Here is a 15,189-nt window from a genome sequence, read left to right as displayed (position 1 = left end):
CTCCGACTTACTCAGCGCCGCCGACGAAGTCCAGATTCTGGCCTTCTTTCAGGGTGACGTAAGCTTTTTTCCAGTCGCTACGACGACCGATACGCTGTCCGTGACGTTTAACTTTCCCTTTAACGACCAGGGTGTTAACGACTTCGACTTCGACTTCAAACAGTTTCTGCACAGCAGCTTTGATTTCTGCTTTGGTCGCGTCTTTAGCAACTTTGAGAACGATGGTGTTAGTTTTTTCCATCGCAGTAGACGCTTTTTCAGAAACGTGCGGTGCGCGCAGCACCTTCAGCAGACGTTCTTCACGAATCATGCCAGCATCTCCTCAACTTGCTTAACAGCATCAGCAGTCATTACGACTTTGTCGAAGGCGATCAGGCTAACCGGGTCGATACCAGTCGCATCGCGTACGTCAACCTTGTGCAGGTTACGTGCGGCCAGGAACAGGTTCTCGTCCAGCTCACCGGTGATGATCAGCACATCTTCCAGAGCCATGTCTTTCAGTTTCTGTGCCAGCAGCTTAGTTTTCGGCGCTTCTACAGAGAACTTCTCGACAACGATCAGACGATCCTGACGTACCAGTTCGGACAGGATGCTTTTCAGCGCGCCGCGGTACATCTTCTTGTTAACTTTTTGACTGTGGTCCTGCGGACGAGCAGCGAAGGTCACGCCACCGGAACGCCAGATCGGGCTCTTGATAGAACCTGAACGCGCACGGCCAGTGCCTTTCTGGCGCCACGGTTTTTTACCGGAACCAGTTACTTCAGCACGAGTCTTCTGAGCACGAGTACCCTGACGAGCACCAGCTGCATAAGCAACAACAACCTGGTGAACCAGCGCTTCGTTGAAATCACGACCGAAGGTAGTTTCGGAAACAGTCAGCGCGCTCTGCGCGTCTTTCAATACTAATTCCATTGCTATCCCCTTACGCCTTCACAGCTGGTTTAACGATCAGGTCGCAACCGGTTGCACCCGGAACACCACCCTTAACCAGCAGCAGGTTGCGCTCAGCGTCAACGCGTACTACGTCAAGGCTCTGAACGGTTACGCGCTCATTACCCATCTGACCTGCCATTTTCTTGCCTTTGAACACTTTGCCCGGAGTCTGGTTCTGACCGATAGAACCCGGAACGCGGTGAGACAAGGAGTTACCGTGAGTAGCGTCTTGGGTACGGAAGTTCCAGCGCTTAACGGTACCAGCGAAACCTTTACCTTTAGAGGTACCGGTTACGTCAACTTTTTTAACGTCAGCAAACAGTTCAACGCTGATGCTCTGACCTACGGTGTATTCTTCGCCTTCAGCCAGACGGAATTCCCACAGACCACGGCCAGCTTCTACGCCAGCTTTAGCAAAGTGACCCGCTTCCGGCTTGGTGACACGGTTAGCTTTTTTAGCACCCGTAGTAACCTGAACAGCGCGGTAGCCATCGTTAGCCAGGTCTTTAACCTGAGTAACACGGTTTGCTTCAACTTCGATTACGGTTACTGGGATAGAGACGCCATCTTCAGTGAAGATGCGGGTCATACCCACTTTTTTACCGACTAAACCAATCATTGTATCAACCTCTCAATCGCTCGATGACCTGATTAACCCAGGCTGATCTGCACGTCTACACCGGCAGCCAGGTCCAGACGCATCAGAGCATCAACGGTTTTCTCGGTTGGCTCAACGATGTCAACCAGACGCTTGTGAGTGCGAATTTCGTACTGATCGCGCGCATCTTTGTTAACGTGCGGAGAGATCAGAACGGTAAAGCGCTCTTTGCGGGTCGGCAGCGGGATCGGACCGCGAACCTGCGCACCAGTGCGCTTGGCAGTCTCGACGATTTCCGCGGTTGATTGATCGATCAGACGATGATCAAACGCTTTCAGGCGGATACGGATTCTTTGGTTCTGCATGAGACCAGAGCTCCAATTATTTTATAAACGAAAATGATTACTCCTCACACCCATTACGATTGATGGGAGAGTGTAACCGTTCTTACGTAGCTCCCCGATTGGGAGCATTGTTAAATAGCCAAATCGGCTATTCGAGGTTCAAATCGAACCTGCCGTCAATTACGACAAGCCCGCGCATTATACGTAAATCTCAGCCTGACGCAAGTGTCGGATAGAAATTAAGCGCTTTATTCTTATGCGAGCACGATTCCAGATGGTACGCATAGGATGGCAACGCGTATCTTTTCTTTGGAAGGCATCAGGCAAACCTGGCAATACGTCGTTGTCGCTGTCGCATAAATCTATAAAGGTGAGCACAAGCCTTGACGAGGATTTGCTTATGTTTGTTGCCCTCCCCTTTCTCATTTTTTATGCGTCGTTCTCTTTATTACTTGGCATATACGACGCGCGTACCGGACTGTTGCCTGACCGGTTTACTTGTCCATTACTGTGGGGGGGTCTGCTTTATCACCAGATTTGCCTGCCGGAGCGTTTACCGGATGCGCTTTGGGGTGCTATCGCCGGCTATAGCGGATTCGCGTTAATTTACTGGGGCTATCGCCTGCGTTATCAGAAAGAGGGGCTTGGATATGGCGACGTCAAGTACCTTGCTGCCTTAGGGGCGTGGCATTGTTGGGAAACACTGCCGTTACTGGTTTTCCTTGCCGCCATGTTGGCCTGTGGCAGGTTTGGCGTCGCGCTACTGGTGAGAGGTAAATCGGCATTAATAAACCCGCTACCTTTTGGGCCATGGCTGGCGGTGGCGGGTTTCATAACAGGTTGGAAAGTTTTCTTTCCAGACGGTTAATCGGTCACCTTAATTTGTGATTGCAGATAATTTTGCATACCAAGTTTAGCAATCAAATCCAGCTCAGTTTCCAGCCAGTCGATGTGGCCTTCCTCGTCGGCAAGAATTTCAATCATCATATCCCGGCTGACATAATCATGAACGCTATCAGCATAGGCTATTGCCTCACGTAGATCTTTTGCGCCTTCCAGTTCGAGCCGGAGATCCGATCGTAGCATCTCTTCGACATCTTCACCGATGCCCAGCTTGCCCAGATCCTGTAGGTTCGGTATGCCTTCCAGAAATAAAATACGCTCAATATACTTATCGGCGTGTTTCATCTCATCAATGGATTCATGGTACTCAACATCATTAAGCCGGGTCAGGCCCCAGTTTTTGAACATACGGGCATGAAGAAAATACTGATTAATTGCGACAAGCTCATTTCCCAATAGTTTATTGAGATAATTTATGATTTTAACATCACCTTTCATTTTATAGTCCCTCCGCTTCCACTCTCTAGAGCGTAGATGGGGCTACAGGGATGTCAAAAAAAAGAGTGTGACTCAGGCGATCTCTTTAAATTCCGGCATTTGCGTTAACTCATCCTGCATCACTTCTCGCGCGGCGCGAATACACTTACCACATTGATTTCCCACAGGAATAAATTTACGCAACTGTTGAAATGACTGTGGATGAAATTGTCGTACAGCCTGGCGGATTTTTTTATCGCTTATACCATTACACAAACAAACGTACATGATCGCTCCCGTTCAATTTCTGCACAAAGTGTAAATGAGAATGGTTATGATTACAATAGCACAAAGCGATTTACGCCACGGGAGAAGCGTTAAAAAAGGCAAATAAATATAACAGCGGCTAAATAGCAGGCAACAAAAAGGGCGCCGAAGCGCCCTCTTCAATTCAAAACTAATTAACGAGTAATTAGCCCAGAACTTTAGCAACAACGCCCGCGCCAACGGTACGGCCGCCTTCACGGATTGCGAAACGCAGACCGTCGTCCATCGCGATCGGGTGGATCAGGGTAACAACCATTTTGATGTTGTCGCCCGGCATTACCATCTCTACGCCTTCCGGCAGTTCGATGGTACCAGTCACGTCAGTAGTACGGAAGTAGAACTGCGGACGGTAGCCTTTGAAGAACGGAGTATGACGGCCGCCTTCATCTTTGGACAGAATGTACACTTCAGATTCGAACTTGGTGTGCGGCTTGATGGTGCCCGGCTTAGCCAGTACCTGACCACGTTCGATTTCTTCACGTTTGATACCACGCAGCAGAACACCTACGTTCTCACCGGCACGGCCTTCGTCCAGCAGTTTGCGGAACATTTCAACGCCAGTACAGGTAGACTTCTGAGTCTCTTTGATACCAACGATTTCAACTTCTTCGCCCACTTTGATGATACCGCGTTCTACACGACCGGTAACAACGGTACCACGACCGGAGATGGAGAATACGTCTTCGATCGGCAGCAGGAACGGCTTGTCAATCGCACGCTCTGGTTCCGGGATGTAAGAATCCAGGAAGCCAGCCAGTTCGATGATTTTCGCTTCCCACTCTGCGTCGCCTTCCAGCGCTTTCAGAGCAGAACCACGAACGATCGGAGTGTCGTCGCCCGGGAAGTCGTACTGAGACAGAAGTTCACGAACTTCCATTTCAACCAGTTCCAGCAGCTCTTCGTCATCAACCATGTCGCATTTGTTCAGGAACACGATGATGTACGGAACGCCTACCTGACGACCCAGCAGGATGTGCTCACGGGTCTGCGGCATCGGGCCGTCAGTCGCAGCAACAACCAGGATCGCGCCGTCCATCTGAGCAGCACCGGTGATCATGTTTTTAACATAGTCGGCGTGCCCCGGGCAGTCTACGTGTGCGTAGTGGCGGGTCGGGGTATCGTATTCAACGTGAGAAGTGTTGATGGTGATACCACGCGCTTTTTCTTCCGGCGCGTTATCGATCTGGTCGAATGCACGAGCAGCACCGCCGTAGGTTTTAGCCAGTACGGTGGTGATTGCAGCGGTCAGGGTAGTTTTACCGTGGTCAACGTGGCCGATGGTGCCGACGTTAACGTGCGGTTTTGTACGTTCAAATTTTTCTTTAGACACGGCTATATTCCTTACTATAGCGCTCTCCCCTTCAGGAGAGAGCACGGGATTTTGGTTTTTAACCCTGCGGCTTATTTACCACGGGCTTCGATTACGGCCTGAGCAACGTTGTTCGGCGCATCATCATACTTCAGGAATTCCATAGTGTACGATGCGCGACCTTTGGTCAGAGAACGCAGCTGAGTTGCATATCCGAACATTTCAGACAGCGGTACTTCAGCGTGGATCTTAACGCCTGTAACTTCAGATTCCTGACCTTTGAGCATACCACGACGGCGGCTAAGGTCGCCGATAACGTCACCGGTATTCTCTTCAGGTGTTTCTACTTCAACCTTCATGATCGGCTCAAGCAGAACTGGTTTTGCTTTCTTAAAGCCTTCTTTAAAGGCGATAGACGCAGCCAGTTTAAACGCCAGCTCAGAGGAGTCAACGTCATGGTAAGAACCGAAGTGCAGACGCACGCCGAGATCAACTACCGGATAACCCGCCAGCGGGCCAGACTTCAGCTGCTCCTGGATGCCTTTATCAACGGCCGGGATGTATTCGCCAGGAATTACACCACCTTTGATGTCGTTGATGAACTCGTAACCTTTCGGGTTAGAGCCCGGCTCCAGCGGGTACATGTCGATAACAACATGACCATACTGACCGCGACCACCAGACTGTTTCGCGTGTTTACCTTCGATGTCGGTAACTTTCGCGCGAATCGCTTCGCGGTAAGCAACCTGAGGTTTACCCACGTTAGCTTCAACGTTGAATTCACGCTTCATACGGTCAACGATGATATCCAGGTGAAGTTCACCCATACCAGCGATGATGGTCTGGTTAGATTCTTCATCAGTCCATACGCGGAATGACGGGTCTTCTTTCGCCAGACGGCCCAGAGCCAGACCCATTTTTTCCTGGTCAGCTTTGGTTTTCGGTTCTACCGCGATGGAGATTACCGGCTCAGGGAATTCCATACGTTCCAGAATGATCGGGTTTTCCGGATCACACAGGGTGTCACCGGTAGTCACGTCTTTCAGGCCGATAGCAGCCGCGATGTCGCCCGCGCGAACTTCTTTGATCTCTTCACGTTTGTTGGCGTGCATCTGAACGATACGACCGAAACGCTCACGTGCGGTTTTCACGGAGTTCAGTACGGTATCACCAGAGTTAACCACACCGGAGTACACACGGAAGAAGGTCAGGTTACCCACAAACGGGTCGGTAGCGATTTTGAACGCCAGCGCAGAGAACGGCTCGTCGTCGCTTGCGTGACGCTCAGCCGGAGTATCTTTACCGTCGTCCAGAATACCGTTGATCGCAGGTACGTCTACCGGGGATGGCAGGTAATCAATTACCGCATCCAGCATCGCCTGAACACCTTTGTTCTTAAATGCAGAACCACAGGTTACCAGGATGATTTCGTTGTTCAGAACGCGCTGACGCAGAGCTTGTTTGATCTCTTCTTCAGTCAGTTCTTCACCACCCAGGTATTTTTCCATCAGCTCTTCAGAAGCTTCTGCGGCGGACTCGATCAGGTTCTGGTGCCATTCGTTAGCCAGGTCCTGCATGTCAGCCGGGATATCTTCGTATTCGAAGGTAACGCCCTGGTCGGCATCGTTCCAGTTGATGGCTTTCATTTTCACCAGGTCAACAACGCCGGTGAAACCTTCTTCAGCACCAATTGCCAGCTGCAGCGGAACCGGGTTCGCGCCCAGACGGGTTTTGATCTGACCAACAACTTTCAGGAAGTTCGCGCCCATGCGGTCCATTTTGTTAACGAACGCAATACGCGGAACTTTGTATTTGTTTGCCTGACGCCATACGGTTTCAGACTGCGGCTGAACACCACCAACTGCGCAGTAAACCATTACCGCACCATCGAGAACACGCATGGAACGTTCTACTTCGATAGTGAAGTCAACGTGCCCCGGGGTGTCGATGATGTTGATGCGATGCGGTTCATACTGCTTAGCCATACCAGACCAGAATGCAGTAGTCGCTGCGGAGGTGATAGTAATACCACGCTCCTGCTCCTGCTCCATCCAGTCCATGGTAGCTGCGCCGTCATGAACTTCACCGATTTTGTGGTTTACACCGGTGTAGAACAGAATACGTTCGGTAGTAGTGGTTTTACCGGCGTCGATGTGCGCACTGATACCGATATTACGGTAGCGTGCGATGGGTGTTGTACGAGCCATTTGATTCCTCGTTGATATCTTTAGGCGTTCAGTTAAGTTATCCAAAACGGGCGACTTACCTGAAGCGCCCGCCTGGTGACTATGACTCCGAAGGGATTACCAACGGTAGTGTGCGAACGCCTTGTTGGCTTCTGCCATACGGTGAACGTCTTCACGTTTCTTAACTGCAGTACCTTTGTTGTCTGCAGCGTCAGAAAGTTCGTTCGCCAGGCGCAGAGCCATGGATTTATCACCGCGTTTACGAGCAGCTTCTACGATCCAACGCATTGCCAGAGCATTACGACGGACCGGACGGACTTCAACTGGTACCTGATAAGTAGAACCACCTACACGGCGGGATTTAACTTCTACAGTCGGGCGAACGTTTTCGAGAGCGACTTCGAAAGCTTCCAGTTCAGATTTACCAGAACGCTGAGCCAGGGTCTCCAGCGCGCTGTATACGATTGATTCTGCAGTAGATTTTTTACCATCTACCATCAGGATATTGACAAATTTAGCCAGCAGTTCTGATCCGAACTTCGGATCCGGCAGAATTTTACGCTGACCAATGACGCGACGACGTGGCATGGAAATACTCCGTTGTTAATTCAGGATTGTCCAAAACTCTACGAGTTTAGTTTGACATTAATTTAAAACGTTTGGCCTTACTTAACGGAGAACCATTAAGCCTTAGGACGCTTCACGCCGTACTTAGAACGAGCTTGCTTACGGTCTTTAACGCCGGAGCAGTCAAGCGCGCCACGAACGGTGTGGTAACGAACACCCGGGAGGTCTTTAACACGACCGCCACGGATCAGGATCACGGAGTGCTCCTGCAGGTTGTGACCTTCACCACCGATGTAGGAAGTCACTTCAAAACCGTTAGTCAGACGAACACGGCAAACTTTACGCAGTGCGGAGTTCGGTTTTTTAGGAGTGGTAGTATATACACGAGTACATACGCCACGTTTTTGCGGGCATGCTTCCAGCGCAGGCACGTTGCTTTTCGCAACTTTGCGAGCACGTGGTTTGCGTACCAGCTGGTTAACTGTTGCCATTAAATAGCTCCTGGTTTTAGCTTTTGCTTCGTAAACACGTAATAAAACGCCCTCACACAATATGAGGACGCCGAATTTTAGGGCGGTGTCGAAAAGGTGTCAAGAAATATACAACGATCCCGCCATCACCAGGCCATCTGGTTGGCATACTTAACCGTGAGTCTGACAAACTCAGTATAGTCAACCCTGACGACACTGTCTGAAATTTGACCACCCAGGCCGCGGGCGTCAATGTCTTCTTTCAAGGCATAGACCGTTATGGGGGCATCGCGCAGACTTTCAAGGAAGCGGTTACCTTCAATCGCGACGGTAACGCCATCCTGGAGCAACAAAAGCGCATCGCCCTCTTTTAGCAGGCGCAGCAAAGCGGGAAAATCAACGCCCGAAGCGCAATGAGGTAAGGTATGCAGCATAAACGCCTCAGAATCTCAGGATGACATCATAGTTGCCAAGCTCGCGGCGTAGCGCCACGGGTTCAAGCGGCGTGGCGTCTACCACAAAATTAACGTTCTCCAGACCACGCTCGCGCAGCGATGCCGCGCAGATCCAGCATTGATCAATATCGTACAAATCAAAGAGCTTGAAAGTAGCAATATAGTCACGCGCCAGCACAGCGTCTGGTTTTTGTCCCGGTAATAACTGAAAGACGCCGTCGCTGATAAAAAAGACGCCCAGCGCTTCCGTTAGCGCTGACGTCGCCAGCAGCGCATCCAGCCCTTCACGACCTGAGGCGCTACCATGTGGCGCGGTGGAAAAGACAAATGCAATACGTTTCATTAAAACTGCACCACCCGATCGCAGGTGAGAGATGCCTCCGCCAGCGCGCCCAGTCCGCTTAGCGTAAAGCCCGGCTGAAGATTGGCGGACGGCAACTCCAGTCTGCCGGCTTCAGTTTCATCAATAATACCGCGACGAAGCGCCGCCGCGACACAGATGTTCAGCGCTACGCCATGCTGCGTATTCAATTTCTGCCAGGCGCGTACCAGATCATATTCATCGCTCGCCGGCGAGGTCAGGAGATTGGCGTTATAGACCCCTTCCCGATAGAAAAAGACGCTGGCTAACTCATGGCCCTCATTGAGCAGCGCGTGGGCGAACTGCAATGCGCTGCTGGCCTGCTGGGTGCCATATGCCGCCCCGGTGACCATAATGGCATAACGCATTATTTATCCTGCCCCTGAAAATCGCCGCTTTTGAACTGGCGAATATAGAGGTAAACCGTGTGTTTTGAGATATTCAGACGATCGGCTACCTGGTTAATGGCGTCTTTAATATCGAAAATGCCTTTTTCGTACAGGTTAAGGACGATCTGGCGATTTTTCGCATTGTTAGAGACATTACGATCGGCATTCACTTCTTCGATCGTGAACTCCAGCGTCTGGGTGACTAAATCTTCGACTGAGGAGGCAAAATTAACCGCTGAGCCGACTTCCGGCGTTTCCGGCGGAATAAAGGTATTCATAATCTGTGAAAATGGCACATCAAGATTCATGTTGATGCACAGTAGACCAATGACGCGCTGCTCGCGGTTGCGAATGGCAATCGTCAACGACTTCATCAAGACACCGCTTTTCGCGCGCGTAAAATAGCATTTCGACACGCTACTGTCCGCCCCTGTCATGTCGTGCAACATGCGCAACGCCAGGTCGGTAATCGGCGAGCCAATTTTACGGCCCGTATGTTCGCCATTGGCAATACGAATGGCTGAACATTTTAGATCCTGCAAAGAGTGCAATACGATTTCACAATGGGAACCTATAAGCATCGCTAACCCGTCCACTACCGCTTCGTAGGATTTCAGAATATCGAAGTCGGTTTGCTCGAAGGGACGCTGATCCAGCAAATCAAGTTCACTGGTTTCGTTGGTTAAAAGCGACCTGGACATGAAAAAAAACACTCCTTTTCAGGAGCCTGTCGTTATGTTTTCAGGGCAGGCTCATTATTTACGCGGATGATTAAATTAATACAGTGAGGGTTCATCTTTCCAGTACTAATTTGCTCGTCTATTTCAGACTACGTGTGCGTTGGCGGTCATTCAGCCTACGGTCTCGCCCTTAACGACCAGCGCAAGCGCCGTTATCCGCAAATCAAATTATGGTGAGTAATATATCCGGCCTGAATAAAAAAAACCGCCGCTATTACAAGCGGCGGCTCTCAGTTTTTATTTTTTAGCAGCATCTGCGGCTTTAGCGTCAGCCGCATCGGCAGGTTTAGCATCCGCTTTCGGCGCTGGTTTGATATCCAGCAGCTCTACGTCGAATACCAGGGTGGAGTTCGCCGGGATACCCGGGACGCCCGTTTTACCGTAGGCCAGCGCCGGTGGGATAACCAGTTTGATCTTGCCGCCTTTCTTAATATTTTTCAGGCCTTCAGTCCAGCCAGGGATAACGCCGTCCAGACGGAAGGAGAGCGGTTCGCCGCGCGTGTAAGAGTTATCAAACTCTTTACCGTCGATCAGCGTACCTTTGTAGTTCACCACAACGGTATCGCTATCTTTCGGCGCCTCGCCTGTGCCTTCTTTCTCTACTTTGTAAAGCAGACCGGTAGAGGAGGTTTTCACGCCTTTCTCTTTAGCAAAAGCGTCGCGGAACGCTTTACCTTTTGCTTCGTTATCGGCAGCGTCTTTTTCCATCTTCGCCTGAGCAGCGCTCTTCACGCGTGCTTCAAACGTCTGCAGCGTTTGCTCAATTTCCTGATCGGACAGTTTGCTCTTATCGGCAAAGGCATCCTGAACGCCGGCAATCAACTGATCTTTATCCAGTTTGATGCCCAACTTTTCCTGCTCTTTAAGCGAATTTTCCATGTAACGACCCAGCGAGGCGCCCAGCGCATAAGCCGCTTTTTGATCGTCGTTTTTAAATGCTGCTTTGCTATCAGCGGTAGCTGCCGGTTTCGCCGCATCAGCAGCAAAAGTGATCGGTGCGTGCATAGCAACGGCCATCGTAGTTGCCAGCAGCGTGGCTTTAAACAGTGATTTCATCCATATCTCCAGGGCCGGGGCATCTCGCCCCATGTTAACTTACGTAAGAAGCGTACTATAAATCGTTGCAGAACAAATCAACATACGAACACGCCCTATTATCACTTCTTTTCAGACTCTTTTTGTTTAAATTAGTTTCGTAGGGCGCGTAATGGTTGCTGTGAAAGCCGGTAAAGTTAAGTAGAATCCGCCGACGGAGACAACATAAAGAGGTACATCATGCAGGATATCACGATGGAAGCTCGTCTGGCTGAACTGGAAAGCCGTCTGGCGTTCCAGGAGATTACCATAGAAGAACTAAACCTGACGGTAACCGCACATGAAATGGAGATGGCGAAGCTGCGCGATCATCTGCGTTTGCTCACGGAAAAGTTAAAAGCCAGTCAGCCGTCAAATATCGCCTCTCAGGCGGAAGAAACGCCGCCGCCGCATTATTGAGACGAAAAAAAAGCGGGGTTAACCCGCTTTTTTTGTGCCCGATGATTTATCGAACCAATGATAATACCCTAAGGATTTCGAGTCACAGCAAGGCGGCAAGCTTGAAAATTCCCCGGGAGCATAGATAACTATGTGACCGGGGTTTGAAAGCGTAGCCAACACCGCGGTGGCTTGAAAGACGACGGGGATTAATGGCAACCGCAGCCGCCTTTACCACCACCGCCGCAGCAGCCTTCGCCGCCGTGCTCGTGACCATGGTCATGACCATGACCGCCACAGCAGCCATCTTCACCGTGATCGTGGTGGTGATCGTGCGCGCCGTGAACATGACCGTGAGCCAGTTCTTCTTCAGTCGCTTCACGAATCGCAACAACTTCTACGTTAAATTTCAGATTCTGGCCAGCCAGCATGTGGTTACCATCAACCACAACGTGATCGTCTTCCACTTCGGTGATCTCTACCGGTACCGGGCCCTGGTCGGTTTCCGCCAGGAAACGCATCCCTACCTGCAGTTCATCAACGCCCATAAAGACGTCTTTAGGCACACGCTGCACCAGATTTTCGTCATACTGACCGTAAGCGTCGTTCGCGCCAACAGCGACATCAAATTTGTCGCCAACTTCATGGCCTTCCAGCGCGGTTTCCAGACCAGAGATCAGGGAGCCGTGACCGTGCAGGTAATCCAGCGGCGCACTCACCGGAGACTCATCAACCAACACACCGTCTTCTGTACGTACCTGATAGGCCAGGCTGACCACCAGGTCTTTTGCTACTTTCATGATATCTCCTGAGCATGGGAAGAATAGTGGCGCAGATTGTAGCGGAATTCTGCAGCCGTGTACCCCTTAGCTTAAAAAAACCTGCGGCATATCGCTAGTCCGGATGAAAAATCCCGATCACTTGCTCTTCTTTGCGAACATGCTCGCGAACGTCTTTATCCGCCTCCCGCATTTGATGCCCGCACTTAACGCATTCAACAATATCGACATTATTTTCACGCCACATCGCCATTGTATCCTGCGCCTGACAGGCCGGACATTTCGCGCCTGCAATAAAACGTTTACGGATTGCCATTGTTTACCCCTACTCAAATTCATCCCAGCCATCCAACTGGCGCCGTTCCTGTTGCATTTCGCGCTGAAAAATCTCCTCCAGCTCGCGTCGGGCCTCTCTGGCGCGCGAAATCTGTACCATGTCGCTATGCTCCGGGATCAGCTCCCGCAGCATTCGCATATCCAGCCGACGAAAATGCAACTGCGCGCGTTGCGCCTGATGCGGATGCATACCTAACGACACCAGAGTTTTACGTCCCAGTTCCAGCGCGCTGGAAAACGTTTCACGGGAAAACTGCGTGACGCCAGCCTGTAATAACTCATGGGCCTCCACACGTCCACGCGCTCGCGCAAGAATATGCAGATGAGGAAAATGCTGCTGACACAGCGCCACCAGCTTCATCGTGTCTTCCGGTTCATTACACGTGATGACTATCGACTCCGCCGCCTCCGCGCCCGCAGAACGCAGCAGCTCGACTTGTGTAGCGTCGCCGTAATACACTTTATAACCATATTTGCGCATCAGATTAACGGCGCCGATATCGCGTTCCAGCACGGTGATACGCATCTTATTCGCCATCAATAAGCGAGCGATCACCTGACCAAAACGGCCAAAGCCGACGACAATTACCTGGGGCTTATCATCCTCAACCCACGGCTTTTCATCATTCTCTTCCGGGCCATTAAGGCGGCGCGATAACCACTTATCAATCCCTTTCATCAGTAGCGGCGTGGTCATCATTGATAACGTGACAGTCACCAATAATAACGCCATCTGATCGCCCTGAAACAGGCGCTGAGAAGAGGCGGTAGAAAAGAGCACAAAAGCGAACTCGCCCCCCTGACTCAGCACGCTGGCAAACTGCATCCGTTCAGAACTTCTTATTCCATATAACCGCGCCAGCAGATACAGCGTCAGCATTTTTATGACGACCAGAATAACAACGCTCGCCGCCACCCACAGTAAATGGGTATAAAGTACGCCGAGATTTAGCGACATACCGACGGAGATAAAGAACAGCCCAAGCAGTAAACCTTTAAAGGGATCGATAGCGTTTTCCAGCTCATGCCGGTATTCACTCTCTGCCAGTAAAACGCCGGCAATGAAGGTTCCCAGGGCCATCGACAGTCCCAGCGCGTCCATAAATAAGGCGGCGCTCAACACCAGCAACAGCGTCGCGGCAGTGAAGACTTCCCGCACGCCGGACGCAGCAATAAAACGAAATACCGGGCGCAGCAGGTAACGACCGCCAATCAGCATTACCGCGAAAGCCAGTACCTTCATTGCCACTTTAAACCAGTCGAAATGCTCGTCGACCGATCCCGCCAGTAAAGGCACCAACGCCAGCGCGGGGATCACCGCTAAATCCTGAAACAGTAAGACGGAAAACCCTAACTGCCCGGACTCGCTACGGTTCATGCCTTTCTCGCGCATCAGTTGTAGCGCCATCGCTGTCGAAGACATCGCCAGGCCAATCCCGCCGACGACCGCCGCCTGCCATAAGAAATCTGCAAGCATCAATAATCCCGCCAGCACCGCCGCGCTTAACAGCACCTGAGCAGCGCCCACGCCGAAGATAGAGCGCCGCAGTTGCCAAAGCCGGGACGGATTGAGTTCGAGACCAATGATAAACATCAGAAACACGACGCCCAGTTCGGAAAAGTGCAGGATCTCGTCAACGTCGCTGATAAATCCCAGCCCCCACGGACCGATGGCGATTCCCGCCAGCAAATACCCTAGCACCGCGCCGATGCCCAGCCTGGCGGCTAACGGCACCGCCGCCACCGCCGCGAAGAGGAACAACACTCCCGCGGTCAATAAATCAGCACCTTCCATCAATAGCCTCCCGCGCTCACAGGATTCGCCAGCCACTCGCCATAGGCTTTCGCATGACTGGCCAGCGTCTGCGGCGACTGGCGGCGCGCCCAGTACACAATAATGGGCGGCATCCAGTGCATCCGGCACATGGCCGCGGTCAGTTCAAAAGGGCGGAGTACATCGCTCATTGGATAGCGGTTTAGCGCGTCATACCGGTAAGCGCTCTCCGGCTCGCCGGTCGTAATCACGCTACGCCAGTACTTTCCCACCAGTTGGTTTCCCCCTGGTCCGCTGGCGAACCCCCGACTCAAAACGCGATCAAGCCATTCTTTCAGTAAAGCCGGACAGCTATAGGTGTAAAGGGGATGCTGAAAAACAATGACGTCGTGCTCACGTAACAGGGCTTGTTCATAGGGCGTGTCGATAAAAAAATCAGGATAGCGCGCATAAAGATCGTGCACGGTTACGTTATTGTGCTGTATGGCCGGTTTAAGCAGTACCCGGTTAGCAACCGAGTCCTGAGATTCCGGATGGGCATACAACAGCAAGACTTTCGCTGGCTGAGACATCAATCCCCCTCCCGGTTGTTTTGGGTCGATACATGCCATTCTTCAGGCCGCTTCTACGTTGACAGCGTTTGTTCAACTCAGAAACGTACTCCATGTCCGCCGCTGGGGATTAATGAGAGATATTCTTGTCCCTCACCAAAGGCGGCCTGAATGATTTTGTGTATCGTTGTTGTTTTGAGCTACCATTGCGCTCCAGCGCGGCGGTACGCCCGAATATTACATTATCATAATGATAAATTAACATAGTCTGAACATA

General features: G+C 51.4%; 21 protein-coding genes. 2 read left to right on the top strand and 19 right to left on the bottom strand.

Annotated elements, in window-relative coordinates:
- Positions 1–7: 7 nt before the first annotated feature.
- From rplW to rpsJ, 4 genes are read right to left on the bottom strand one after another with little or no spacing between them, the layout of a single operon-like run.
- Positions 8–310, bottom strand: a complete 303-nt coding sequence (gene rplW / locus EOS98_RS02085) for a 50S ribosomal protein L23 (protein WP_000617546.1) — start codon at positions 308–310, stop codon at positions 8–10.
- Positions 307–912 (bottom strand): 50S ribosomal protein L4, encoded by a 606-nt coding sequence (rplD, locus tag EOS98_RS02080; protein ID WP_000424395.1) that lies wholly within the window; start codon positions 910–912, stop codon positions 307–309. The genes rplW and rplD overlap by 4 nt, the downstream gene beginning before the upstream one ends.
- Before the next feature lie 10 nt (positions 913–922).
- Positions 923–1,552: a 50S ribosomal protein L3 gene (gene rplC / locus EOS98_RS02075; RefSeq protein WP_000579838.1), complete on the bottom strand. Its 630-nt coding sequence runs from the start codon at positions 1,550–1,552 to the stop codon at positions 923–925.
- Between the two features lie 32 nt (positions 1,553–1,584).
- Complete coding sequence (gene rpsJ / locus EOS98_RS02070; protein WP_001181005.1) at positions 1,585–1,896, bottom strand: 30S ribosomal protein S10; 312 nt, start codon at positions 1,894–1,896, stop codon at positions 1,585–1,587.
- 379 nt (positions 1,897–2,275) lie between these two features.
- On the opposite strand from rpsJ, the gene hopD reads away from it, so the two are divergent.
- On the top strand, positions 2,276–2,743 hold the full coding sequence (gene hopD, locus EOS98_RS02065) for a prepilin peptidase (protein ID WP_024798447.1): 468 nt from the start codon (positions 2,276–2,278) through the stop codon (positions 2,741–2,743).
- Here the strand turns inward: hopD and bfr are convergent.
- From bfr to fkpA, 11 genes are all read right to left on the bottom strand, one after another.
- A complete protein-coding gene (bfr, locus tag EOS98_RS02060) occupies positions 2,740–3,216 on the bottom strand; it encodes a bacterioferritin (protein WP_000675530.1) in 477 nt (158 codons plus the stop codon). The genes hopD and bfr overlap by 4 nt on opposite strands.
- A gap of 72 nt (positions 3,217–3,288) precedes the next feature.
- On the bottom strand, positions 3,289–3,483 hold the full coding sequence (bfd, locus tag EOS98_RS02055; protein WP_000289082.1) for a bacterioferritin-associated ferredoxin: 195 nt from the start codon (positions 3,481–3,483) through the stop codon (positions 3,289–3,291).
- Between the two features lie 184 nt (positions 3,484–3,667).
- Entirely contained in the window at positions 3,668–4,852 is a 1,185-nt protein-coding gene (gene tuf, locus EOS98_RS02050) for an elongation factor Tu (RefSeq protein WP_000031748.1), read from the bottom strand.
- 71 nt (positions 4,853–4,923) lie between these two features.
- The gene (gene fusA, locus EOS98_RS02045) at positions 4,924–7,038 is read right to left on the bottom strand and encodes an elongation factor G (RefSeq protein ID WP_000124693.1); all 2,115 of its coding nucleotides are present in this window, start codon (positions 7,036–7,038) and stop codon (positions 4,924–4,926) included.
- Between the two features lie 96 nt (positions 7,039–7,134).
- Complete coding sequence (rpsG, locus tag EOS98_RS02040) at positions 7,135–7,605, bottom strand: 30S ribosomal protein S7 (protein ID WP_001138042.1); 471 nt, start codon at positions 7,603–7,605, stop codon at positions 7,135–7,137.
- Between the two features lie 95 nt (positions 7,606–7,700).
- Positions 7,701–8,075, bottom strand: coding sequence for a 30S ribosomal protein S12 (gene rpsL, locus EOS98_RS02035; RefSeq protein WP_000246815.1), 375 nt, complete (start codon positions 8,073–8,075; stop codon positions 7,701–7,703).
- Between the two features lie 125 nt (positions 8,076–8,200).
- Entirely contained in the window at positions 8,201–8,488 is a 288-nt protein-coding gene (gene tusB, locus EOS98_RS02030) for a sulfurtransferase complex subunit TusB (protein ID WP_000903398.1), read from the bottom strand.
- Positions 8,489–8,495: 7 nt separating this feature from the next.
- A complete protein-coding gene (tusC, locus tag EOS98_RS02025) occupies positions 8,496–8,852 on the bottom strand; it encodes a sulfurtransferase complex subunit TusC (protein ID WP_000820705.1) in 357 nt (118 codons plus the stop codon).
- Positions 8,852–9,238, bottom strand: coding sequence for a sulfurtransferase complex subunit TusD (tusD, locus tag EOS98_RS02020; RefSeq protein WP_126523796.1), 387 nt, complete (start codon positions 9,236–9,238; stop codon positions 8,852–8,854). The genes tusC and tusD overlap by 1 nt, the downstream gene beginning before the upstream one ends.
- Positions 9,238–9,960, bottom strand: a complete 723-nt coding sequence (locus EOS98_RS02015; protein ID WP_000091471.1) for a transcriptional regulator — start codon at positions 9,958–9,960, stop codon at positions 9,238–9,240. Before EOS98_RS02015 ends, tusD begins: the two co-directional genes overlap by 1 nt.
- Before the next feature lie 276 nt (positions 9,961–10,236).
- Positions 10,237–11,055, bottom strand: a complete 819-nt coding sequence (gene fkpA, locus EOS98_RS02010; protein WP_000838222.1) for an FKBP-type peptidyl-prolyl cis-trans isomerase — start codon at positions 11,053–11,055, stop codon at positions 10,237–10,239.
- Positions 11,056–11,274: 219 nt separating this feature from the next.
- Between fkpA and EOS98_RS02005 the strand changes: the two genes are divergently transcribed.
- Positions 11,275–11,493, top strand: a complete 219-nt coding sequence (locus EOS98_RS02005) for a protein SlyX (RefSeq protein ID WP_001152701.1) — start codon at positions 11,275–11,277, stop codon at positions 11,491–11,493.
- A 188-nt stretch (positions 11,494–11,681) separates the two neighbouring features.
- On the opposite strand, the gene slyD is transcribed toward EOS98_RS02005, so the two are convergent.
- The 4 genes from slyD to kefG all read right to left on the bottom strand — a co-directional run bounded on the left by slyD (position 11,682) and on the right by kefG (position 14,933).
- Positions 11,682–12,272 (bottom strand): peptidylprolyl isomerase, encoded by a 591-nt coding sequence (slyD, locus tag EOS98_RS02000; protein ID WP_000861341.1) that lies wholly within the window; start codon positions 12,270–12,272, stop codon positions 11,682–11,684.
- Between the two features lie 94 nt (positions 12,273–12,366).
- Positions 12,367–12,567, bottom strand: coding sequence for a YheV family putative zinc ribbon protein (locus tag EOS98_RS01995; protein ID WP_001007735.1), 201 nt, complete (start codon positions 12,565–12,567; stop codon positions 12,367–12,369).
- A 9-nt stretch (positions 12,568–12,576) separates the two neighbouring features.
- Entirely contained in the window at positions 12,577–14,382 is a 1,806-nt protein-coding gene (gene kefB / locus EOS98_RS01990; protein ID WP_000398141.1) for a glutathione-regulated potassium-efflux system protein KefB, read from the bottom strand.
- Positions 14,382–14,933, bottom strand: a complete 552-nt coding sequence (gene kefG, locus EOS98_RS01985) for a glutathione-regulated potassium-efflux system ancillary protein KefG (protein WP_000081820.1) — start codon at positions 14,931–14,933, stop codon at positions 14,382–14,384. The genes kefB and kefG overlap by 1 nt, the downstream gene beginning before the upstream one ends.
- Positions 14,934–15,189: the final 256 nt, after the last annotated feature.

Origin of the sequence: Salmonella sp. SSDFZ69 (genome assembly GCF_004010755.1) — a bacterium.
GTDB classification, from domain to species: domain Bacteria; phylum Pseudomonadota; class Gammaproteobacteria; order Enterobacterales; family Enterobacteriaceae; genus Salmonella; species Salmonella enterica.
The sequence above is the reverse complement of the archived record's forward strand: the minus strand, read 5'-3'. Positions and strand labels throughout refer to the sequence as shown.

What these genes read in the sequence shown, in the direction of transcription:
- tusB (WP_000903398.1), bottom strand. Translation starts at nt 8,488, where the DNA reads ATGCTGCATACCTTACCTCATTGCGCTTCGGGCGTTGATTTTCCCGCT.
- EOS98_RS02015 (WP_000091471.1), bottom strand. Translation starts at nt 9,960, where the DNA reads ATGTCCAGGTCGCTTTTAACCAACGAAACCAGTGAACTTGATTTGCTG.
- rplW (WP_000617546.1), bottom strand. Translation starts at nt 310, where the DNA reads ATGATTCGTGAAGAACGTCTGCTGAAGGTGCTGCGCGCACCGCACGTT.
- fkpA (WP_000838222.1), bottom strand. Translation starts at nt 11,055, where the DNA reads ATGAAATCACTGTTTAAAGCCACGCTGCTGGCAACTACGATGGCCGTT.
- bfd (WP_000289082.1), bottom strand. Translation starts at nt 3,483, where the DNA reads ATGTACGTTTGTTTGTGTAATGGTATAAGCGATAAAAAAATCCGCCAG.
- rpsL (WP_000246815.1), bottom strand. Translation starts at nt 8,075, where the DNA reads ATGGCAACAGTTAACCAGCTGGTACGCAAACCACGTGCTCGCAAAGTT.
- bfr (WP_000675530.1), bottom strand. Translation starts at nt 3,216, where the DNA reads ATGAAAGGTGATGTTAAAATCATAAATTATCTCAATAAACTATTGGGA.
- kefB (WP_000398141.1), bottom strand. Translation starts at nt 14,382, where the DNA reads ATGGAAGGTGCTGATTTATTGACCGCGGGAGTGTTGTTCCTCTTCGCG.
- tusC (WP_000820705.1), bottom strand. Translation starts at nt 8,852, where the DNA reads ATGAAACGTATTGCATTTGTCTTTTCCACCGCGCCACATGGTAGCGCC.
- kefG (WP_000081820.1), bottom strand. Translation starts at nt 14,933, where the DNA reads ATGTCTCAGCCAGCGAAAGTCTTGCTGTTGTATGCCCATCCGGAATCT.
- EOS98_RS01995 (WP_001007735.1), bottom strand. Translation starts at nt 12,567, where the DNA reads ATGGCAATCCGTAAACGTTTTATTGCAGGCGCGAAATGTCCGGCCTGT.
- rplC (WP_000579838.1), bottom strand. Translation starts at nt 1,552, where the DNA reads ATGATTGGTTTAGTCGGTAAAAAAGTGGGTATGACCCGCATCTTCACT.
- tusD (WP_126523796.1), bottom strand. Translation starts at nt 9,238, where the DNA reads ATGCGTTATGCCATTATGGTCACCGGGGCGGCATATGGCACCCAGCAG.
- rpsJ (WP_001181005.1), bottom strand. Translation starts at nt 1,896, where the DNA reads ATGCAGAACCAAAGAATCCGTATCCGCCTGAAAGCGTTTGATCATCGT.
- rplD (WP_000424395.1), bottom strand. Translation starts at nt 912, where the DNA reads ATGGAATTAGTATTGAAAGACGCGCAGAGCGCGCTGACTGTTTCCGAA.
- fusA (WP_000124693.1), bottom strand. Translation starts at nt 7,038, where the DNA reads ATGGCTCGTACAACACCCATCGCACGCTACCGTAATATCGGTATCAGT.
- slyD (WP_000861341.1), bottom strand. Translation starts at nt 12,272, where the DNA reads ATGAAAGTAGCAAAAGACCTGGTGGTCAGCCTGGCCTATCAGGTACGT.
- rpsG (WP_001138042.1), bottom strand. Translation starts at nt 7,605, where the DNA reads ATGCCACGTCGTCGCGTCATTGGTCAGCGTAAAATTCTGCCGGATCCG.
- EOS98_RS02005 (WP_001152701.1), top strand. Translation starts at nt 11,275, where the DNA reads ATGCAGGATATCACGATGGAAGCTCGTCTGGCTGAACTGGAAAGCCGT.
- hopD (WP_024798447.1), top strand. Translation starts at nt 2,276, where the DNA reads ATGTTTGTTGCCCTCCCCTTTCTCATTTTTTATGCGTCGTTCTCTTTA.